An 18,766-nucleotide genomic window follows, 5' to 3' on the forward strand; every position below is an offset into this window, starting at 1 on the left:
TAACGGTGGCGATTCGAACATGCGACGGCTGACAGTCCGCTGACAGCATCTGTCAGCGATTGGTCAGGGTCGCGGAGCTAACGTGAATACAACAGTGGAGAGCAGTGTCGACGCATCGCAGACGGGGCGATAAGGATCGCCATGACGATGCGCGCCGACACTACCGATAACGAGTATGGGAAACCCAATGCAAATGAATCGCAGATCATCGTCGTGGCGCGCCTGGTTCGGTGCCGCCGCACTCTTGGGCTCGACGTTCGTGGCTACCGGCTGCGCAGCGCTGGGCCAGAATCACACCACCAGTCATGCCGTGCAGGTAGTCACGCAAGACTCGAACCGTGGGCACGTATCGCTGGTGCAGACGCGCGTGGTCGACGACCGGGTTGCCGTCAACGGATACGTCGAGAACCGGTTTCATGCCGGCGGCCTGGTTCCCGGAAAGCTATTTGTGACTGCGATCGGCAGTGACGGCAAGGTGATGCAGGAAATCGAAACCCAGTATCACCGCCGCTTCGGCAAGTCGAAACGCTCGTATTTCGCCGAGACCCTGGCCGTGAACCCGGAGGATGTCGAGCTCATCCGCGTGACCCATATTGGATTGGGACAGTAAGACTTCCAGTCGGTCGGACATGTAGATCATGTGGACCTTTCGCCGCCTGCCTGTCAGGCGGTTTTTTTATGTGTGACGCCGAATCGTCACGCGCCGCGCCGGAGCCAGCCGCGCTATCCAACAACCCGGAACGATCGTCGATCAATGACCGCATCGCACTCTGGATGTAGGCGGTCAGATCGGAAGCGTACTCGGAACTATCAGTGTCGCCGTGGGCAACGAACTGCGGGGCCGGCGACAAGCGATAGCTGCCCAGTTGAGGGTCACCCTGGGGCGGCTTGACGAACAGCTCGCCGCCGCGCAGCAGTGCGACCGTCTGGTCGCTGCCCGAGGGCTTGATAACGCCGAACCCTTGATCGCCCTGCGGCAGGGCAAGCAGGTCTCGGCCCCAGCATTGGTGCACGAAAGGCTCGCCCAGCAGGCTGACGACCGTCGGTACGACATCCGTCTGTGAGGCGACGGTATGGTTGACGGCGCCGTAGGTCTCTCGGATACCGGGGCCGAGAATCAACATCGGCACACGAAACCGCAGCAGGTCGATTTCCGAAAGCTGTTGTGCAACCGAGAAACCGTGATCGCCGACGACCACGAATACCGTATCCTGGTACCAGGGCTGGTTCTTGACCTGATCAAAGAAACGCCCCAAGGCCCAATCCGAATAGCGTTGTGCCGTCAGGTGCTCGTCCAGATCGCCGAAGCCGGTAACCCGGTCTACCGGCAGGTCTGCCGGCAAGGCGTAGGGCGTATGGTTGGATAGCGTCTGCAGCACCGCATAAAACGGCTTATCTGCCGGCAGTGCGTTCAGTTCCTTTGCGGCACGATCGAACATGTCCTGGTCGGATACCCCCCAGGTTTCGTCGATGAACACCGGGTTCTCGTAGTCGTCGCGACCAACGAAGTTCGTCATTCCCTGGTTTCGAAAAAAGCCTTCTTGGTTGTCCCAGGCAAAATGTCCGTTGTAGACATAGAGATCATTGAATCCGCGCTCGCGCAGCACCGCCGGCAAACCGGAAAACTGATGTTGCCCCTCGGGTTGCTGCATCAGGTACTCGAAGCCCGGCAGATTGGGGAAACACGCGACCGTCGCGAACATCCCCTGGTGCGTATGGGTTCCGTTGGAGAAGAAGCGGTCGAAGAGCAGGCCCTGCTGGGCAAGCCGGTCGAAGTGCGGCGTCACGCCCTGGTCGTTGCCCAATGCGCCGGTGAAGGCACCCGAGAAACTCTCCATGATGATCAGCACGATGTTCTTCGGCGCACGCGGCAGGCGGTTCAGCGGCGTGTGCCTGCGCAGCACAGGATAATCAGCCAACCCGATAAGCTCATCGCGCGGTGTCAGCAGCAAGTTGCGCAGGCGCGTCGTCGCGTCGACCTCAGGCAGGCGGTCGAGCCACTCGCGCCCTTTCTGATCGTTGATATCGTTGGCCGCCTTAGCCAGCGTATAGCTGCCATTCAACGCAAGATGGTTGGCGAACAAGTGGGCGCTATGGAAGGCGTCGCCCCAACGCAGCGGCGGCCCGGAACGCAAGGTACCGCGACCGCCGGCCACGGCCAGCGCCAGCACCACGATGAATACCGGGATGCGCAGCAGCGGCCTATAGCGCATCGCCGCCCAGCCGGTGGTCCAGCGATTGAGCAACACCAGCAGGTAGGCATAAACGGTGCAGAGAAACACCCATATCAACAGGTAGCGAACCACGGGAAAACCGTGCCACAGCATGCTGCTGACTGTTGCGGGATCTTCCTGCATGTAGTGGATGGCGATGCTGTTCAGTCGGGTATGGAACTGACGGTAGAACTCCGGTTCGACGACGCCGGCGAACAGCGTGAGGCTACCGACCGCGATCAACCACCCCAGGGCCACACGGCGCCTGCGCAAACCGCCGGGCAACAGCAAGGCGATCACTAGCGGTGATGCGAGCACGCAGGCCACGATCAGGTCGAAGCGAACGCCGACCGCGAACGCCGTAACGATATCAGCGACCGGAATAGCGGCAGCCAGATCTCGGTTGAGGTATAGCAGCAAGCCTCGCAGCCCTGCAGCGAGCAGCAGGTAAACGGCGACGTAGCCGAACAGGAACAGCGCATCTCCCGCCTCGGGCGGCAGGCTGCGTGGTGTGGATTTCATGGGCGATTGTTCAAAAGCCATCGATTTTCAGAATGCGGTTGCGACGTTGTTCGGCAAGGTAGTAGGCGCCGTCGTCGCCCAACAACACGGTCTGCGGCGAACGCAGGTTGCGCGCGATAACATCGACCCGGCCGTCGCGATAGCGCAGGAGGCGGCCGAAGTTCGTACGATCCTCAGTGATCAGCACCGAACCATCGTCGATGCAATTGAGGTACGCCGGATGAGTCAGGCCGGCGACGACCTGGGTGCGTTGTCCACCGGCCAGGCGCCACAGCGCATGCTCGTTCTTTTCGACGAAGTAGATGTCGCCGTCCGGCCCCTGGCAGACACCCTCGGCCTCGGTCAGGTTCCTGGCTAAGACGTCGACCTTGTGTTGGGAGGGGTCGATTCGCAGCAGGCGACCGTCGCCCTTCTTGTCTTCGATCACCAGCAGGCGACCATGGTCCTCGGCGATGCCCTCTGCGGAATCCGCGCCCTGTATATCGGCAAGCTTGCCATTGCGGTATGCCAGTACGGCATCCGGACCGGTTTCGCTGGTGATGTAGAGCGTGTCGTCGATCATCAACAGCCCGTCGGGCTTGTTGAGGCCATCCACTACGGTTCGATAGTCACCGTCGTGGATGCGAACCAGGCTGCCTTGGCCGCGGGTGCGTTCGAGCGTGGCATACAGGTCACCGTCCGGCGTGAACGCCAAAGCGGACACCGAGGGCAGGTCGCCCGCAACGATGGCGTAGTGGAAACCTTTCTCTAGAAGTGGCGGGCCAAAGAAATAGTACGAGGCGCCCGCGCCCAACGAGACAATGAGCAGTGCAGAGGCAACCATCCAACGCATACGGCGTCGTTTCATATTCACCGTTTGCCGGTTCTCCCTCGTGACGATGTACAGCAACGCTAGTCAAACAACCCGCTCAGCCGGGTCTGACCGTACCTTGCCGGTGGCGGCTTAATTCTTCCTTAAGCGCACCCAGGCAGATTGCGTCGCTGAATGGTTACCCCTGGATTCGCCGAGGACCTCTCCAAGCCGTGGATACCTGCAAATCGATTGCGCCGAATGCTGTCTGGGCGCACAAGCGCTTCACATTGGCCGAGCTGGCGATCTGGCCCACCGTTGTCTACTTCTACACGCTCGCCGTCCTTCACATCGGTGGCGGCGACGAGTGGATCGTTTCGGCTTTTTATGATCCGCAGCGGCATGTGTTTCCACTGAAACACAACTTCTGGACGCAAACGGTCATGCATGACGGCGGTCATGAGCTGATGCTTGTCGTCGGGATCGTGCTTTTGGCTGTCCTGGCGGCAGCAATGCGTATTCAACGCTGGCGACACCTTAGGCGGCCACTCACGTTCATCGTGCTGTCGATGGCGGCCTGCGTCATTACCATTAACCTCGGCAAGCAGGTCACAAACATGGATTGTCCGTGGGACCTGACAGAATTCGGTGGCCAACGTGTGCACTACTCGCTGTTGCAAGACAAGCCGGATGACGCCCCACGCGGTCATTGCTTTCCCGGCGGTCACAGCTCATCGGGATTCGCCCTGTTCGCGCTGTTCTTCGTCGCGCGTTGCTACGGTTACCGCCGACCCTCGATTGCGCTCTTACCCGCATTTGCCATCGGCGGGAGTTTTGCGCTCGATCAATGGGCGCGCGGTGCACACTTCCCATCGCACGACATAACAACAGCCTATATCTGTTGGATGATTGCATTGACCGCGTACTGGCGCCTTTACTCCAGGGCGCCTCAGCCCGTATCGCCCGTCAAAAAGGAGCTGGGGGAGCTTGACGACTATCAATGAGTTCCGTCCAACCGCCGTGCTAGCTTTGCGAGCTGGCGTTCGCCGTATGCGCGAACCGGATTTCCTTGGGGAGGGAAGACATGGATCTTGTTCGCAGGTCCGGCGGTATCATTTGTGTGTGCCTGTGCTTGCTGGTACCCGCCGCCTGGGCAACTAACGCTCCAGAAGAGGCAAGCCTCCCGCCAATCGATGCCGAATCCCACTACCAGGCCGAGTTGGGGATTTCCGAGTACAAAGAGACCGCCAGCGAGCGCCCGGTCGATAAATCGGTCACCCGCCTGAGCGAACGCAAAGGGCCGGTTTCGACGACCGATCACAGCAAGCTCAAGGAACTGCAGGGACCGTTCGCCAGCGGGCCGGAAGTCACCAAGGCGTGCCTATCGTGTCACAACGAGGCCGGGCACCAGTTCGCCAAGAACAAGCACTGGACCTGGCACTACGAGCACCCGGTCACCGGTCAGCAGCTCGGCAAGGGGGTGCTGATCAACAACTTCTGCACCAATGCACGCGGCAACGAGGGCATGTGCGCACAATGCCACGCCGGCTACGGCATGGCCGACATCAAGACCTACGATTTCAACGATCACAACAACATGGATTGTTTGATCTGCCACGAATCGACCGGCACCTACTACAAGACACCGCCGACGCAAGGCAACAAGGCCTGCTCGGTGATGTTCGAGGGCAAACCGGCGATTGACCTTAACAGGGTTGCGCAGAGCGTGACGCTGCCCGGGCGCAACAACTGCGGCGCCTGCCACTTCTACGGCGGCGGCGGCGACAACGTCAAGCATGGCGACCTGTCATCGGTGTTGTTCAAACCGAGCCGCGATATCGACGTGCACATGGGCGAGGACGGCGAAAACTTCTCGTGCATCATCTGCCACGTCGGCGAGGGCCACGAGTGGTCCGGCAGCCGCTACAACATGGTCGGTAAAGATACCAAGGGCACCGGTAAGCCCGGCATGCCGCGCGATACCGCGACCTGCGAAAGCTGCCATGGACACGACCCGCACCCGGCGAGCCTGACCGGTATCAAGCTCAACGATCATACCGATCGCGTCGCCTGCGAAAGCTGTCATATCCCCACTTATGCGCGCGGCGGCGTTGCCACCAAGACGGATTGGGACTGGCGTACTGCCGGCCGCCTGAAAGACGGCGAAGGTTTCAAGCTCGAAGGCTACACACAGGGCGACGGCAAACACCGCCACACCTACAAATCGATCAAGGGTACGTTCGAGTACGGTGAGAACCTGCAACCGAGCTACGCCTGGTTCAACGGCGTCGTCGACTACACGACGATCGACACCAAGTTCGATGACAGCAAGCCGGTCATCATCAATCAACCGCTGGGCTCGGCCGATGACCCGAACGCACGCATCTGGCCGTTCAAGAAGATGCACACGGTGCAACCTTACGACAAGGGCAACAAGACGCTCGTGTATATGCACCTGTGGGGCAACGACCCGGATGCGTTCTGGGGGAACTACAACTTTGAACGCGCCATCAACCGCGGCATGGCCGATGACAACATTCCCTACAGCGGCGAGTACGGCTTCATCGAAACGTATTCGTATTGGCCGATCAATCACATGGTCGCGCCGAAAGAGAAGGCCCTGGGCTGCGCCGAGTGCCATTCGCGGCAAGGTCGCCTGAAAGACCTCGAAGGATTCTACATGCCGGGGCGCGACCGCAGCGTCTGGCTCGATCGCATCGGCATCTTCGCCATGCTTGCTGCGCTTGCCGGGATTCTGCTGCACGCCCTGTTGCGCCTGACGTTCCGCGCCAAGAGGAAACACTGATGGCCACACACAAGGTTCTGATCTTCAACCGTTTCGAGCGCTTTTGGCACTGGACACAGGCCACCGCGATCTTCGCGTTGTTGTTCACCGGCTTCGGTATCCACGGCCTGCATGACCAGGGCGACTTCGGCACGCAGGTCACAGTACATGTGGTTGCCGCACTGTACCTGATGGTGCTCTGGGTGTTCGCGATCTTCTGGCACCTGACGACCGGCACCTGGCGGCACTATGTGCCGACCACGCAGGGCCTGTTCAAAGTTGCACGCTATTACGCCGTCGACATCTTCAAAGGTGCCGACCATCCCTATCGCAAGCACTTCTGGCGCAAGCACAACCCGCTGCAGGCACTTACCTACCTTGCGCTGAAGGTCGTGCTGTTTCCGGTGATCTGGATCTCAGGCCTTGCCTACCTGAGCTATGGGCTGTGGTCGCAGGGCGCAGCCACCAATGCCGGGCTGACCTGGGTGGCCTTGGTGCACACCGCCGCAGCGTTCGCGATGGCGGTCTTCATCATTCTGCACATCTACCTGCTGACGACCGGCCATTCGTTCCGCGAACACGTGAAGCCAATGGTGACCGGCTACGACGACATCGACCTGAGCGATGCCGAGGCCGCGTATCTGAAACAGGACGAACCGCAGCGAATCCGCCCGTAGCGCCCGCACGAACGGGTGGCACACGGCCACCTGCGGCAAGGTGGCGTTACAGGATGAAGCCTATGAGCGCGAGAATGGTTATGGCGGCCTCACCCCACAGTTGGATCTCCAATTGCGGACCCAGGCTGGAATAGACCGTAGCCGTCGGATCACGCAGCGTATAGTCGGCCAATTCGCGAAGCGTCGTCGAATGCCCGGCGAATTCGGCAAACCTCTGTGGCTCGACATGTTCGGCCAATGACTTGTAGCGATACTCGACAAGCAGTTCGTTGCCAACCTGCGTTATCTCACGGGAGAAGGTGAAAGCTGCATCGTCTACCGTGTCGCGTTGGCTTTCGAACTGCCAACCGTCTGGCAACTTCACGCGTACCGTGTGCTTGACTTCCACCGGGTGCACCAGCGAGAACGGCATGGTGCGCAGCGTTTCCGGCGATACGTCATCCGTGTTGTCGAGAATCGTGAACGGCGTTATCGGCACCTCGTGCAAGCCGCTTTCGGACTGCCAGACGTCGGGCAAGCGATAGTGCTCGACCAGTTTCACACGGTTGAGCCTGGCATCATCTTCGATCGACAGATCCTGCGTTGCATCGGCGCCGCCGAACGCATTCGACGTGTACTGCCGGTATTCCTCGGCAAGCTGTGGCACGCCTTTTTCGTCTAGCTCGGCCCGCGTATCTTCGGCGTAGTAATAGTCGTAGTGGGTTTCTATCGCGAGGTCGGCGGACGGCTGCCCGGTGTGGCTGAGATCAATCCGCTCGATGACCTCGACATGGTCGTAGACCGGGCCGCTCTCGTCCATTGCAGTGAGCTGCGTGGTCGTCGGTGTCAGCGTCAGTGCATAGTTGAGTTCAGGTTGGTACAGCGTATCGATCCGCTGACTTTGATGGAGTCGCTTGGGGTCGACCCAGTGTTGCTTGCCTTCCAGCAGGATAGTGACGATGACATCGTCGAAGGCCTGGAGGGAGGGCAGTGCGTCGGGCAGGGTCTTGCCGCGTTCCGTATGCACCATCGCTGGATATGCTTCGATGTCGAGGCTGCGCAGCAGTGAGACCAGCAACACAGCCTTATCTCGACGGCTCGCAACGCCTTTTTCCAGTATCGCGTTAGGTGTCAGCGGCGAAGCCGGTAGCGGCGCCAACGGCTGTTCATCATTGGCAATCTGCTGCTGTACATAGGTGACCGCAGCGCTGGCCTGGTCCAGCGGCGTCGCAGCAGGTTTGCGAATCTGTTCGATCAATGCGGCAAGCTGTTCACCGGAAGCGCTGTCAGTACGAAACATGGGTTCGAAGGCGCCGGCCACCCCGGCCCAGGTCAGTTCATCGCCAACGGTCACCGAGGGATAGGGGTCGTACCAGCCCGGTGCGTCTTCTTCTATTGTGACCGGCACGGTGTTCAAGGCAGTCCAGGTGCAGTCCTTGACGGCCTTGTGTTGTACGCAATTGGGCGAAATATCGGTGTTGTGCTGACGCATGCCGAGGCTGCGCACGTTCGGCCAGAGCAAACGGTAGAAGACATTGGCGACCGGTTCTTCGAATTTAAACGCGAGTTTTTCGGAGAATCTGCCAGCGTAGACGGGATGCTCAGATACCACGCTATAGCTGTACTCGACGACGTCGCCAACGCGTACGTCGTCGAGTTGGATTCGCAATGTAGAGGGTGAAGCGCCTTCGGCGGGCTCAATGTGCGTATTCCCCAGCGCACTGGCAGTCTGGTAGACAATCTCGCCGTCGCGATGAATGACCAAACGGTGAACCTTGGCTGTTTCGAACTCGGGATGGAAGGGCACGGCAATCGTCGAAATGGCTTCAATACCATCCAGGCTGAGCAATCGCTTGGCATCGTGTGTGAACGCGATGTGGCCGCGATCCGTCACCCGCCATTGGCGATCGAGCAACAGGTGCTCGACGCCACCTTCGTGCAGCGCCGAAGGCAGCTCGTCAGAGTTCGGAAGCGTAAAAGGAACGTCACTCGCCCACGTCGGAGTCGCTGCGGCAACATCGGCAAGGGCAGCTTTTGGCATCAACGCCAACGCAAACCATGCGAGACTGCCGACCAGGACAGCGGCTATTCGCCGACGCAACCCAGATGTGAAAGTAGAGGAAGGGGAAACGAAGCGGGGCTGTTCCATGCCGATGATCTCCTACTGATCCGTGCGACCTGACGAAATGAAGAACGCTCGTGCGCGCTGAACGCAGAGCGGGGTGGGATTGTGCCAGAGTTCACGCCTGGTGTTTAACCAAGATCATATCTGCGTGCACAAAGGCTGCTGTTCAATCTTCTTCGATCAACAGTCTGCCCATGGCGAAGAGTTTCTGTTTGTCCGCATCGCTCAGTCGGGCATACAAGGCCAGTAGTTCACGCATGTCGTCGGGCAGCGACTCACAGTAGCCGCTCTCGGCAGGTGATTCGTCCATCGAGCCGCGGCGTTGTTGAGTAAACCTTTCGCACCGCCGCGCCAATCGGTCCGGTATCTCCTTGAATGGATTCTCACGGTGTTTTGCCAAACGCTCCGGTGTCAGTTGAATGGCGGCGAGCAGGTCCGGCAGGGCACCGCTTTGTTCGGCCTCGTCGACGATCGTGATCAGATTGCGATGCCGCGTAGCCTGCAGCGAAGACGCCCGCGGCGAACCCACCCCGTAGGTGACCCAACAAGGATCGGCACCGACCGCCTCGCAGAACTGCAGGGTTTCCTCGACACCCGGCGTCGAGATACCGGTTTCGAAGTTGTTGATGCGACCGGCGCTCCAGCCGAGCCGTTCGCTCAGGGCACGGCTGTTGGTTTCCTTGGCCATGATGCGCGCCTGGCGGATGCGCTTGCCGATCTTTTCATAGACGGGATTGCGCTTTTGTTTGCTGGGGGACGCGGCTTTAGGCATGGGAAGTTCGAGCAGTCATATTCTCGTAATCCAAGTTTTTTGGATTTATAGCTTGCAATCTCCAAATCTTCGCATACAATCACTCGCAACAGAAATTGCTGGCGAACTTGCGCCTTTGTTTATTGAGACTGACATGACTTCGTTATCACTACGCGACAACACGATGCACTGTGCAGGCATACCAAGCCTGTCGGGCAGTTTTGTGCGCGCTGCGAAGCAACGCGTCGCCGCGTGGTCGCAGGTGAGTTTCGCCTGTGATTATTCGGATGAACATGCCATTGCCATCGAGTGTTCCGACGTCGGTCGGAGCGGACGCGGTATGACATAACCTCCAAGGAACATATCCGGGAGGTTGGCTGAAAAAACAAGCACCTCCCGAGGATTTCAAAGAACCCCGGTTGGTGCATTCGAAACGCACTGCCGGGGTTCTTGCGTTTCGGACCGTTGAGAACCCTCGTGCCGCCACCAACGCGCGGCATGTAGCGATCTTTAACAAGTCGGAATGCTGAAGTGCCATTGTGAAAGCGATGGCGGGGGACGGGTACGTCGACGGAATCGATGTACCCGGCGACCGCAACGTGGGTCGCGTCTGTCGTTTGGACTCCCCAATAAGGAATAGGCACACGGATGTGCAGCCGAAGGGATTCGGTCGGCCGGCGGCTACGTCGGCCATTCCTTTTCGCGGGTATAGCTCAGTCGGTAGAGCGCAACCATGCCAAGGTTGAGGCCACGAGTTCGAATCTCGTTTCCCGCTCCAATTCACGCCCATGGTTCATAGGGAACGACGGTGGGCGTAGGCAATGTGGTCTGGCACAGATAAGCGGTGGCGACATCGTGAAAGGGGGGAAGCCTGCGCACCCCCACCTGCGCGATGCAGGACGGTCCAGAAAAACCTCGTCCCCACGCCATCAGTCCGGCTGGTGGTAGCGGCCACGTGATCGACGGTTCGAGTCGGCTTACCGGCCCATACAGGGGAACCGGTGTCGGCGACGGTAACAGGTGGTGCTGACCACCGTCATACCCGGTCACCAACCGTAAGGGATAAGGGGGAGTGCTTGAGTCCGAGCCTTGTCGGTAAGGGCCGAGTGCAGTTCCAGGGGCAGCGGGTGTGAAAGCACGCGGTCCTGACGAACGGTTAAGTAGCCGACAGGTGAACGACATGAGGTGTGTTGTATTTCGTTGTGCAAAACACAACGAAGCAACCGAGACGCACACATCTCGGCAGGTTGATTGAAAGCCCGATGGCCGGGCATCACCCTTCGACGGTGAGTGCTGGTTCGATTCCAGACTGAAATGGAAAGTTGCGTCTCACGATACGGTGAAAGTGGCGTAAGCCTGAATCATCTGCGGATGAAATTCAGGGAGGCCGGCGGCCCCAAGCCAAAGGTCTTTGATGTAGCGTCGCACGGTGGCTAGCGAGCCTTTGTTGCCCGGCAGGGCAGACGGTAGATAAAACATCGAGTAGTCGTATCGCTTACAGGTATCGCCTCCTGTTGCACAAAGGCCGTCATGTCACGCGACGCGTGTGCTGCTTACGCAGGCACGGGTGGATACGCGGGAACCCTGGGCTTGGTCGCCCCGGGATAATCCGTCAAACGGCGTGATACCGGCAGCTGTAATCTCAGGCTGCTGAAAATCTTCATTACTGGCAGGTGCACCATCGGTAGGTGAGCGCACTGTTAATGCGCCGTATGTCGGTTCGAGTCCGACCTTGCCAGCCAATTGCAGCAAGACATCTTGGACGAGTTGGGCAGTGTAGTGGGCCCTCGTGACTGCAACTCACGTCTCTTTCGAGCTTGTAGGTGCAATTCCTACCTCGTCCACCAAATCATTGGGGCCATAGCTCAGTTGGCAGAGCGGTTGTTTTGCAACCAACAGGTCGGCGGTTCGACCCCGTCTGGCTCCACCAGTTTCAACTTCTACGACAGGGGATAACGCGATGCCCTCCGAATCGACAAAATTCGAGCGCGCCGTCGCAGGGATGAACATCCCCGCAGAGCGCAAATGCGGCACGCCGGAAAACGCACGTTGGTTTCTGCGTAGCGGGCTGGCGCACAACCGCGATCACGACAAGATCCTGATCGCGATCTGCCATGCCCGACGGCTTGCCTGACTTTCACCGTCTCATTCGTCTACTGGCCGGAGGGCCATACGGATAGTTCTATAGTGCTCAGCAGTGGCACAAACGTTGTGGCCAAGGCGTAGTTCGCAGGGAATGGCTGGCCTTATCCAATGGTTGCAACGCAGACCACGACGTATGTGCAATGGCCCTTCGGAAGCTGTTGCGCGTGCGATCGATACGTCCCATTCGTCTACTGGCTAGGACACTGCTCTTTCAAGGCAGCAAAAGGGGATCGATACCCCTATGGGACACCAATCAATGCACCGGTTGCGCAACGGCAGCGCAGCGGATTCCAAACCCGCAGGTTGGGGGTTCAAATCCCTCCCGGTGTGCCAAGCAACAAGCGAGTGCCGGTAGGTGTGGCCGTGGCGGAATGGTAGACGCCCCGGAATGTGGCTCCGGATGCTGTGGGTTCGAGTCCCACCGGTCACCCCTACCGGTACTTGCAAACAATCAATGGATGGGTAGCTCAATCGGTAGAGCGCCGGCGTGAAGCACCGGAGGCCGCAGGGTCGGTACCTGCCCCGTCCACAAGTCATGTCCTTGTCGCCAAATGGATTGAAGGCACCCGGCTTCGAACCGGGAGAACTGGGAGTTCGAGTCTCTCCAAGGACACCAAGCAAGCCTTCGTAGCTCAATCGGGAGAGCGCGGCCCTGTCAAGGCCGAGGTAGCCGGATCGAAACCGGTCGAGGGCGCCACTTTTGGCGGGTCAACTGAAGCGGCCTTCAGGCCCGATTTGAAATCGGTGCGTTTGGGTAGCCAGTCCCGAATGGGGATCGACACCTCGGCCCGCCGCCAAACAGGAGAGTGAACCGGACAGGGTTCGGGCGTGTTTCGAAAGCACAGCGATCGTCGCAACGATTGGGGATCGATACCTCCGCTCTCCGCCAACTTTTTAGAGGGTAATCCTGTCGGGGACAGGCAACGTCTGCTAAGCGTATGGAGCCGCAAGGCTTCCGGGTCGGTACCGGTGCCCTCTGCCAGTTCAGGAGGATTGCCCGAGCGGTCGAACGGGCCCCGTTGGAAGCGGGTGCGTCGCCAACAGGCGGCACGAAGGTTCGAATCCTTCATCCTCCACCAGGTTTGATGTGAACGTGGCCGAGTGGTCTAAGGCGCCTGGCTGCAATCCAGGTTATTCGTGAGTTCGAATCTCACCGTTCACTCCAACATTTTTGACACGCTGCGATAGCTCAGTCGGCAGAGCGCACCCATGGTAAGGGTGAGGTCGGCAGTTCAATCCTGTCTCGCAGCTCCAGTTAGTCAGCAGATAACTCGCTTTGTAGCTCAGCCCGGTAGAGCGCGCGGCCGATAACCGCGGGGTCGATGGTTCGAATCCATCCGAAGCGACCAGTTCTTCTTTGACGGTTAGCTCAGCTGGTAGAGCACTTCGCCTATCTACGCTCCTCGCGCAGCGTGGCAAAGCAGATGTCATCCGTTCGAACCGGATACCGTCAACCAATCATCACTCCCCAGGTGATGGAACCGGCATACATGCCTGCCTCAAACACAGGATCCTGCGAGTTCGAATCTCGCCCTGGGGACCAATGCTTTCTTCTGTTTAGGGACGTGGCGGAATGGTCTACGCGCCGGGTTTAAACCCTGGTTGAGCACACGCTCTATGCCCGTTCGACTCGGGCCGTCCCTACCACTTCTGTTTTCAGGCCGCTCTGGTGGAACTGGCATACACGCTGGTCTCAGGAATCAGTTGGGCGAGAGCCCTGTTCCGAGTTCGAATCTCGGGGGCGGCACCAACAAAAGGCGATGCGCCGCATTCTGTTCAAGCATCGCCGAACATCTTTACGTAGGTGGTGGAATCGGTATACACGTCAGCTTGAGGAGCTGGCGAGCCGCAAGGCTCACGCGGGTTCGAGCCCCGCCCTACGTACCAATCGCGCCGGGTTCGCATAGTCGGTCGATTGCACCTGACTTGTAATCAGGAGGGTGAAACCCACGTGAGTTCGAATCTCACACCCGGCTCCAGCAACGTTCAGCATTCCGACTCGTTCGACTATACGAAACAACGACCTCCACAACACAGGAGTAGCGCCGACATGGACGGCTGCCAGACCCCGGCGAAAGTGCTGGCCTTGGATATCGCAGGCAATCCGAACGCATGGATCGACATCGAGCGTGCCGTGCACCTGATTACAACCGATCGGGTGCTCGCACTGCTGGGTGAAAATACCCGCCTGTTGTTCGGTGGCGTCAACGCACGCACCGGTCAACGTTCGCAGGTCGAGATCTCGAGCATCCTGTTGACGCGGATGCACGTGCAACCACGCCTTTGGAGCAAGCAATACCAGCCGCCGCTGACCAACCGTGCGTTGTTCGCCCGCGATCGACATCTCTGCCAGTACTGCGGCAACGCGTTCGCAACGCAGAAGCTGACGCGAGATCACATCGTGCCGACAAGTCGCGGCGGTCTTGATACGTGGTCGAACACAACGACAGCTTGTGCGGTATGTAATGCAGCTAAAGGCGCTCGTACGCCGGAGGAATGGGGCGTGCAGTTGATCGCCGTGCCGTATGCGCCGTGCTATGCGGAGCATCTGCTGTTGAAAGGAAGGAATATCCTGGCTGACCAGGCCGCCTTTCTTCAGGCGCGCGTGCGGCGGGCGAAAGTGAACTGAAGCCGAGATAGGCACTCGGTTCCTGACAACTGTTCAGGATGCGAGCGGCAGTCGGGTTCTTCAAAGAGAGCCCCTCTGCCGCTTCTTTGTTGATCTGTGAAAAAGATCGGTGGAATCAAGGGAAGCGGGTTCTCAGGTCTGCCTATTGTCGGTCTAGCGGGCGGCGCATCTGCCGATAAAACTTCCTAGTTGTAACCGATAGTTCCATAACCGATGTCGAGCGGTTCATACGAGCTGGCTGCCGAGGCCTATGCGCTGATCATGCATGATGATCTCGCCGCACTCGAACGCCTGTTGAGCAACATTGAAGACGTAAATGCACTCAGCGAGCGGGGCCGCTCGCTGTTGGCGTGGGCGTGCTATTTCAATCGCCAATCGGTCATCGATTGGTTGCTGCAACATGGCGCTGACCCGAACCACCGCGACGACGAAGACTGGACCCCGCTCAAACACGCAATTCATCACGATGACGCAGGCTTGATCAAAAAGCTGGTCGCACATGGTGCAGATCCGCACGTTCGATGCCGTGCCGGGCACAACCTGTTATGGAGCGCCTGGGTCAATGAGCGAGAAATCGCGTTCCGAACCCTTGCTCGACTCGGGCTGCGCCCGCGCCGATCCGGCGTACCAAGAGCCGACTACAAGTATCTCTTGAATGGCGGGACGATGAAGGGGCGCATGCGACCGCTTACCTCACCGCCGATTCCGCTCTACGCGCCCATCGGCGTGCGCGACTATGCCGGTGTCGCCCATGCATTTGCGGCGCACCTGCTGCTCAACCGTCTGTTCAAGATAGCGCCGTTGCCGAACGCAATCGCACGCCTGTTGGCAAAACCGGCCCGCTGACAAAACACCGTAACTAGCCGGCCCGATGCAAGAGAGTCAGCCTTTGCGCGCTTTGGCAAAGGCCGCGGCAAGTGCGCCCTGCGGTGCCGGCTGTGAACTATGCTGCCTCCGTTTCTGGTCTGCACGCTCACGCTGTGGGCGAGGCGAACGTTCAGTTTGCCCCTTGCCGGCTTCATCGCTCATCCGCATCGACAAGCCGATACGTTTGCGCTGCAGATCAACGTCCATGACCTTTACCTTGACCACATCGCCCGCCTTGACCACTTCACGCGGGTCTTTAATGAACTTGTCACTCATCGCCGAGATATGCACCAAGCCATCCTGATGTACGCCGATATCGACGAAAGCCCCAAAGTTAGTGACGTTGGTGATGACACCTTCGAGCACCATGTTGGGTTTGAGATCAGACAGTGTTTCAACACCATCCTGGAACTCGGCCGTCTTGAATTCCGGTCGCGGGTCACGACCGGGCTTTTCGAGTTCCGCAACAATGTCCTGCACGGTGGGAGCACCGAAAGTGTCATCGGTGTAGTCCGTGACGGTCAAACGGCGAAGAAAGGCACCGTCGCCGATCACCTGGGCGATGTTGCGATCATTCTTTTTCAGGATGCGTTCAACAACGGGATACGCCTCGGGATGCACAGCGGAGGCATCCAGGGGGTTGCTGCCGTCCATTACGCGCAAAAAGCCGGCAGCCTGTTCAAACGTTTTGTCGCCTAGGCGCGGCACCTTTTTCAGTTGCTGACGGTCGGCAAACGCCCCGTTCTGATCGCGAAACTGCACAATGTTGTCCGCCACGATGCTCGAAAGACCTGCGACACGGGTGAGCAGTGCAGGGGATGCGGTATTCACATCGACGCCTACGGCGTTCACACAGTCTTCGACCACGTTATCGAGGCTGCGCGCCAGTTGAGTCTGACTCACATCGTGCTGATACTGGCCCACACCAATCGACTTCGGATCGATCTTTACCAGCTCTGCCAACGGATCTTGTAGACGACGTGCGATCGATACCGCACCGCGCAAAGATACATCGAGATCGGGCAGTTCGTTCGATGCCAGCTCGGACGCCGAGTAAACGGACGCGCCGGCCTCGCTGACCATGATCTTGTTGAGCTTGAGTTCCGGATGCTTCTTGATCAACTCGGCTGCCAGGCGATCGGTTTCCCGAGAGGCTGTGCCATTGCCGATCGCGACCAGTTGAACCTTGTGTGTCGCCGCCAGTTTCGCAAGCGTTGCCAGCGATTGGTCCCATTGCTTTTTCGGCGGATGCGGATAGATGGTATCGGTTGCTACGACCTTGCCGGTGTTGTCGACAATAGCGACCTTTACACCTGTGCGAAGACCAGGGTCGAGGCCGAGCGTGGCACGCGGGCCGGCCGGAGCGGCCAGCAGTAGATCATGAAGGTTGGCGGCGAACACCTTGATGGCCTCGCCTTCGGCTGCTTCACGCAAGCGGGTTTTCAATTCCAGGTCGAGTCGGGTCAGCAGTTTGACCCGCCATGTCATTCGGACCGAGTCGCGCAACCAGGCATCGGCCGCGCGACCTTCATCGCGAATGGCGAAACGCGCGGCAATCATCCGTTCGGGTTGAGTGCGGCCGTTCTCGTCTTCATCGATATCGAAATCGAGAAACACGATGCCTTCGTTGCGTGCCCGAAACAGCGCCAGCGCGCGATGCGACGGGATGGCCCGGATCGGCTGGCTGAAATCGAAATAGTCAGCGAACTTCGCCCCTTCCTGTTCCTTGCCGGCGATGACTGCGCTCTTGAGCTTGGCGTTGTCCCACAGCCATTCGCGCACGTTGCCGCTCAGCTCCGCATCCTCGGCCCAATTCTCCATCAGGATCTGGCGCGCACCGTCGAGTACCGCTTTGATGTCTGCAAAACCGGCTTCTTCGTTGAGGTAGTCAGCCGCGAGAGTTTCCGGATCTTGCGTCGGATCCTCAAGAATGGCCTCAACCAGCGGAGCAATACCGGCTTCACGCGCAATCTGTGCCTTGGTGCGGCGTTTCGGCTTGTACGGCAAATAGATATCTTCGAGGCGCGTCTTGGTGTCGGCCGACAGGATCTCTTTTTCAAGCTCGGGGGTCAGCTTGCCTTGTTCATCGACGGACTTCAGAACCGTTGCACGCCGTTCTTCCAATTCACGCAGGTAACCCAATCGCTCTTCCAATGTCCGCAGCTGCGCATCATCGAGACCACCGGTTACTTCCTTACGATATCGCGCGATAAACGGCACGGTTGCGCCACCATCGATTAGGTCGATTGCCGACTCCACCTGCCGGGTGTTTACAGCGATCTCATTGGCAATTCGTTCAGCGATGGATGGCAGCACGCAAGGGCCCTCGTCAGATTTGAAGACGGCAAATCTACACCAAGGCGTAGCAGGGTAAAACCTCGGTGGACACTCTAGGGATGGCGCGGCGGTTAGGTGATTGAAAAGATGACGAAATCAGTGAATGCCAGGGAACAGAGACGGCGTTGCTCAGCCAAAGTACTCCACAGCCCAGGTCACCGGCAGCGCAATGGTTCGGGCGAGGACATCGGATACCTGCTGCTGGAAGCGATTCCAACGCGTGCCGGCAGTCTCCATCGGCTCACCTAGCAGATCGGGGTCGCAACGCATCTGTGTCCAGCCCTTGTAGTTCTCTACTGGCGGAACTTCCGTTGGAAGATTCTGCCACTCGGGATAGTCGCGATGCACTTTGTTTGGCAATACGTTTACAGGATCGATCACACCCATTCCCCAACGATCGTTGTCTGCAGGGTTGGATGTCATGAAGAGGCGGCCGTCTTGAACTTCGATAAAAGCCTGCCTGCCTGCCACGGTGATCCGCGTGATTTCGCGCGCCCAGGGCCGAGTGCCGATCCACCGGGCATCGTTGAAGGTCCTGCCCTGATCCTTCGAAACGAGAAAGCCTGACGCGTCAGAATAGGGCAAGAAAACGAAATCACCGTCGTCATCCGCGTGAACAATATCAGGCAGGAAAACTCTAGCGAACTGATCGATGTATGCAGTCCGAACACCATGCTTTTCATCTGCGTAATAGATTGCGCCTTCGCAACCGTATCCTGTCAGTTCCAGGTGTCGATGGTCGTCGAAGCGATATATCACCTGTGTAGCAGGCTTATTTCGGGACGACGATTGCCCGGCAGGTAGAATAGGGACGATAGCAGCAACTGCTAAGAGAATTCCCAAAGCCGCCAGCGCCTTTTTCTGCGTCCGAATCGAAACCAATAATGCGATTGAGGAGAAAAGAAGCGTCCATATTGAAACAATCCAGACTTCTGCTGTTTCCATG

13 protein-coding genes and 20 tRNA genes are annotated in these 18,766 nt (G+C 58.8%); 27 read left to right on the top strand and 6 right to left on the bottom strand.

Going from position 1 to position 18,766, the window contains the following annotated elements:
* The first annotated feature begins 193 nt into the window (after positions 1 to 193).
* Entirely contained in the window at positions 194 to 610 is a 417-nt protein-coding gene (locus B1781_RS22325) for a hypothetical protein (RefSeq protein WP_078121797.1), read from the top strand.
* On the opposite strand, the gene B1781_RS22330 is transcribed toward B1781_RS22325, so the two are convergent.
* Positions 576 to 2,735: an LTA synthase family protein gene (locus B1781_RS22330; protein WP_078121798.1), complete on the bottom strand. Its 2,160-nt coding sequence runs from the start codon at positions 2,733 to 2,735 to the stop codon at positions 576 to 578. The genes B1781_RS22325 and B1781_RS22330 overlap by 35 nt on opposite strands.
* A gap of 10 nt (positions 2,736 to 2,745) precedes the next feature.
* Positions 2,746 to 3,588: an NHL repeat-containing protein gene (locus tag B1781_RS22335; RefSeq protein WP_125932231.1), complete on the bottom strand. Its 843-nt coding sequence runs from the start codon at positions 3,586 to 3,588 to the stop codon at positions 2,746 to 2,748.
* A gap of 170 nt (positions 3,589 to 3,758) precedes the next feature.
* Between B1781_RS22335 and B1781_RS22340 the strand changes: the two genes are divergently transcribed.
* The 3 genes from B1781_RS22340 to B1781_RS22350 all read left to right on the top strand — a co-directional run bounded on the left by B1781_RS22340 (position 3,759) and on the right by B1781_RS22350 (position 6,987).
* A complete protein-coding gene (locus B1781_RS22340) occupies positions 3,759 to 4,529 on the top strand; it encodes a phosphatase PAP2 family protein (protein WP_078121800.1) in 771 nt (256 codons plus the stop codon).
* Between the two features lie 80 nt (positions 4,530 to 4,609).
* On the top strand, positions 4,610 to 6,331 hold the full coding sequence (locus B1781_RS22345) for a tetrathionate reductase family octaheme c-type cytochrome (RefSeq protein WP_078121801.1): 1,722 nt from the start codon (positions 4,610 to 4,612) through the stop codon (positions 6,329 to 6,331).
* Positions 6,331 to 6,987, top strand: coding sequence for a cytochrome b/b6 domain-containing protein (locus tag B1781_RS22350; RefSeq protein WP_078121802.1), 657 nt, complete (start codon positions 6,331 to 6,333; stop codon positions 6,985 to 6,987). The genes B1781_RS22345 and B1781_RS22350 overlap by 1 nt, the downstream gene beginning before the upstream one ends.
* A 46-nt stretch (positions 6,988 to 7,033) precedes the next feature.
* Here the strand turns inward: B1781_RS22350 and B1781_RS22355 are convergent, their stop codons facing one another.
* Complete coding sequence (locus B1781_RS22355) at positions 7,034 to 9,007, bottom strand: DUF3857 domain-containing protein (RefSeq protein WP_164513513.1); 1,974 nt, start codon at positions 9,005 to 9,007, stop codon at positions 7,034 to 7,036.
* Positions 9,008 to 9,257: 250 nt separating this feature from the next.
* Positions 9,258 to 9,863, bottom strand: coding sequence for a helix-turn-helix domain-containing protein (locus tag B1781_RS22360; RefSeq protein WP_078121804.1), 606 nt, complete (start codon positions 9,861 to 9,863; stop codon positions 9,258 to 9,260).
* Positions 9,864 to 10,544: 681 nt separating this feature from the next.
* Here B1781_RS22360 and B1781_RS22370 point away from each other — a divergent pair.
* From B1781_RS22370 to B1781_RS22470, 23 genes are all read left to right on the top strand, one after another.
* Positions 10,545 to 10,620 (top strand) — tRNA-Gly (locus B1781_RS22370).
* An 889-nt stretch (positions 10,621 to 11,509) separates the two neighbouring features.
* Positions 11,510 to 11,584, top strand: a tRNA-Asn gene (locus B1781_RS22375).
* Positions 11,585 to 11,602: 18 nt separating this feature from the next.
* Positions 11,603 to 11,689: transfer RNA gene (locus B1781_RS23305), tRNA-Cys, on the top strand.
* Positions 11,690 to 11,696: 7 nt separating this feature from the next.
* Positions 11,697 to 11,772: transfer RNA gene (locus tag B1781_RS22380), tRNA-Ala, on the top strand.
* Between the two features lie 30 nt (positions 11,773 to 11,802).
* The gene (locus tag B1781_RS23310; RefSeq protein WP_164513514.1) at positions 11,803 to 11,976 is read left to right on the top strand and encodes a hypothetical protein; all 174 of its coding nucleotides are present in this window, start codon (positions 11,803 to 11,805) and stop codon (positions 11,974 to 11,976) included.
* Between the two features lie 188 nt (positions 11,977 to 12,164).
* Positions 12,165 to 12,239, top strand: a tRNA-Glu gene (locus B1781_RS22385).
* A 6-nt stretch (positions 12,240 to 12,245) separates the two neighbouring features.
* Positions 12,246 to 12,320, top strand: a tRNA-Trp gene (locus tag B1781_RS22390).
* 24 nt (positions 12,321 to 12,344) lie between these two features.
* Positions 12,345 to 12,417, top strand: a tRNA-His gene (locus B1781_RS22395).
* A gap of 26 nt (positions 12,418 to 12,443) precedes the next feature.
* Positions 12,444 to 12,516: transfer RNA gene (locus B1781_RS22400), tRNA-Phe, on the top strand.
* An 8-nt stretch (positions 12,517 to 12,524) separates the two neighbouring features.
* A tRNA-Arg gene (locus tag B1781_RS22405) sits at positions 12,525 to 12,603 on the top strand.
* A 5-nt stretch (positions 12,604 to 12,608) separates the two neighbouring features.
* Positions 12,609 to 12,684 (top strand) — tRNA-Asp (locus B1781_RS22410).
* Positions 12,685 to 12,974: 290 nt separating this feature from the next.
* Positions 12,975 to 13,066 (top strand) — tRNA-Ser (locus B1781_RS22415).
* 8 nt (positions 13,067 to 13,074) lie between these two features.
* A tRNA-Cys gene (locus B1781_RS22420) sits at positions 13,075 to 13,152 on the top strand.
* Positions 13,153 to 13,165: 13 nt separating this feature from the next.
* Positions 13,166 to 13,241 (top strand) — tRNA-Thr (locus B1781_RS22425).
* An 18-nt stretch (positions 13,242 to 13,259) separates the two neighbouring features.
* Positions 13,260 to 13,336 (top strand) — tRNA-Ile (locus B1781_RS22430).
* 9 nt (positions 13,337 to 13,345) lie between these two features.
* Positions 13,346 to 13,444: transfer RNA gene (locus B1781_RS22435), tRNA-OTHER, on the top strand.
* Between the two features lie 9 nt (positions 13,445 to 13,453).
* Positions 13,454 to 13,530: transfer RNA gene (locus B1781_RS22440), tRNA-Leu, on the top strand.
* A 16-nt stretch (positions 13,531 to 13,546) separates the two neighbouring features.
* A tRNA-Leu gene (locus B1781_RS22445) sits at positions 13,547 to 13,634 on the top strand.
* Positions 13,635 to 13,647: 13 nt separating this feature from the next.
* Positions 13,648 to 13,737, top strand: a tRNA-Leu gene (locus tag B1781_RS22450).
* Positions 13,738 to 13,785: 48 nt separating this feature from the next.
* Positions 13,786 to 13,874: transfer RNA gene (locus B1781_RS22455), tRNA-Leu, on the top strand.
* Positions 13,875 to 13,879: 5 nt separating this feature from the next.
* Positions 13,880 to 13,966 (top strand) — tRNA-Thr (locus B1781_RS22460).
* 71 nt (positions 13,967 to 14,037) lie between these two features.
* A complete protein-coding gene (locus tag B1781_RS22465; protein ID WP_078121806.1) occupies positions 14,038 to 14,616 on the top strand; it encodes an HNH endonuclease in 579 nt (192 codons plus the stop codon).
* 213 nt (positions 14,617 to 14,829) lie between these two features.
* Positions 14,830 to 15,462, top strand: coding sequence for an ankyrin repeat domain-containing protein (locus B1781_RS22470; RefSeq protein ID WP_078121807.1), 633 nt, complete (start codon positions 14,830 to 14,832; stop codon positions 15,460 to 15,462).
* 36 nt (positions 15,463 to 15,498) lie between these two features.
* Here the strand turns inward: B1781_RS22470 and B1781_RS22475 are convergent, their stop codons facing one another.
* Together B1781_RS22475 and B1781_RS22480 are read right to left on the bottom strand one after the other, a co-directional pair.
* The gene (locus B1781_RS22475; protein ID WP_334224005.1) at positions 15,499 to 17,796 is read right to left on the bottom strand and encodes a Tex family protein; all 2,298 of its coding nucleotides are present in this window, start codon (positions 17,794 to 17,796) and stop codon (positions 15,499 to 15,501) included.
* 153 nt (positions 17,797 to 17,949) lie between these two features.
* Entirely contained in the window at positions 17,950 to 18,765 is an 816-nt protein-coding gene (locus B1781_RS22480) for a T6SS immunity protein Tli3 family protein (protein ID WP_078121809.1), read from the bottom strand.
* Position 18,766 lies beyond the last annotated feature (1 nt).

The sequence above is a fragment of the Thiosocius teredinicola genome (genome assembly GCF_002009425.1).
Lineage (GTDB): Bacteria > Pseudomonadota > Gammaproteobacteria > Chromatiales > Chromatiaceae > Thiosocius > Thiosocius teredinicola.

What these genes read in the sequence shown, in the direction of transcription:
- B1781_RS22325 (WP_078121797.1), top strand. Translation starts at nt 194, where the DNA reads ATGAATCGCAGATCATCGTCGTGGCGCGCCTGGTTCGGTGCCGCCGCA.
- B1781_RS22330 (WP_078121798.1), bottom strand. Translation starts at nt 2,735, where the DNA reads ATGAAATCCACACCACGCAGCCTGCCGCCCGAGGCGGGAGATGCGCTG.
- B1781_RS22345 (WP_078121801.1), top strand. Translation starts at nt 4,610, where the DNA reads ATGGATCTTGTTCGCAGGTCCGGCGGTATCATTTGTGTGTGCCTGTGC.
- B1781_RS22350 (WP_078121802.1), top strand. Translation starts at nt 6,331, where the DNA reads ATGGCCACACACAAGGTTCTGATCTTCAACCGTTTCGAGCGCTTTTGG.
- B1781_RS22355 (WP_164513513.1), bottom strand. Translation starts at nt 9,007, where the DNA reads ATGCCAAAAGCTGCCCTTGCCGATGTTGCCGCAGCGACTCCGACGTGG.
- B1781_RS22360 (WP_078121804.1), bottom strand. Translation starts at nt 9,863, where the DNA reads ATGCCTAAAGCCGCGTCCCCCAGCAAACAAAAGCGCAATCCCGTCTAT.
- B1781_RS23310 (WP_164513514.1), top strand. Translation starts at nt 11,803, where the DNA reads ATGCCCTCCGAATCGACAAAATTCGAGCGCGCCGTCGCAGGGATGAAC.
- B1781_RS22465 (WP_078121806.1), top strand. Translation starts at nt 14,038, where the DNA reads ATGGACGGCTGCCAGACCCCGGCGAAAGTGCTGGCCTTGGATATCGCA.
- B1781_RS22470 (WP_078121807.1), top strand. Translation starts at nt 14,830, where the DNA reads ATGTCGAGCGGTTCATACGAGCTGGCTGCCGAGGCCTATGCGCTGATC.
- B1781_RS22480 (WP_078121809.1), bottom strand. Translation starts at nt 18,765, where the DNA reads ATGGAAACAGCAGAAGTCTGGATTGTTTCAATATGGACGCTTCTTTTC.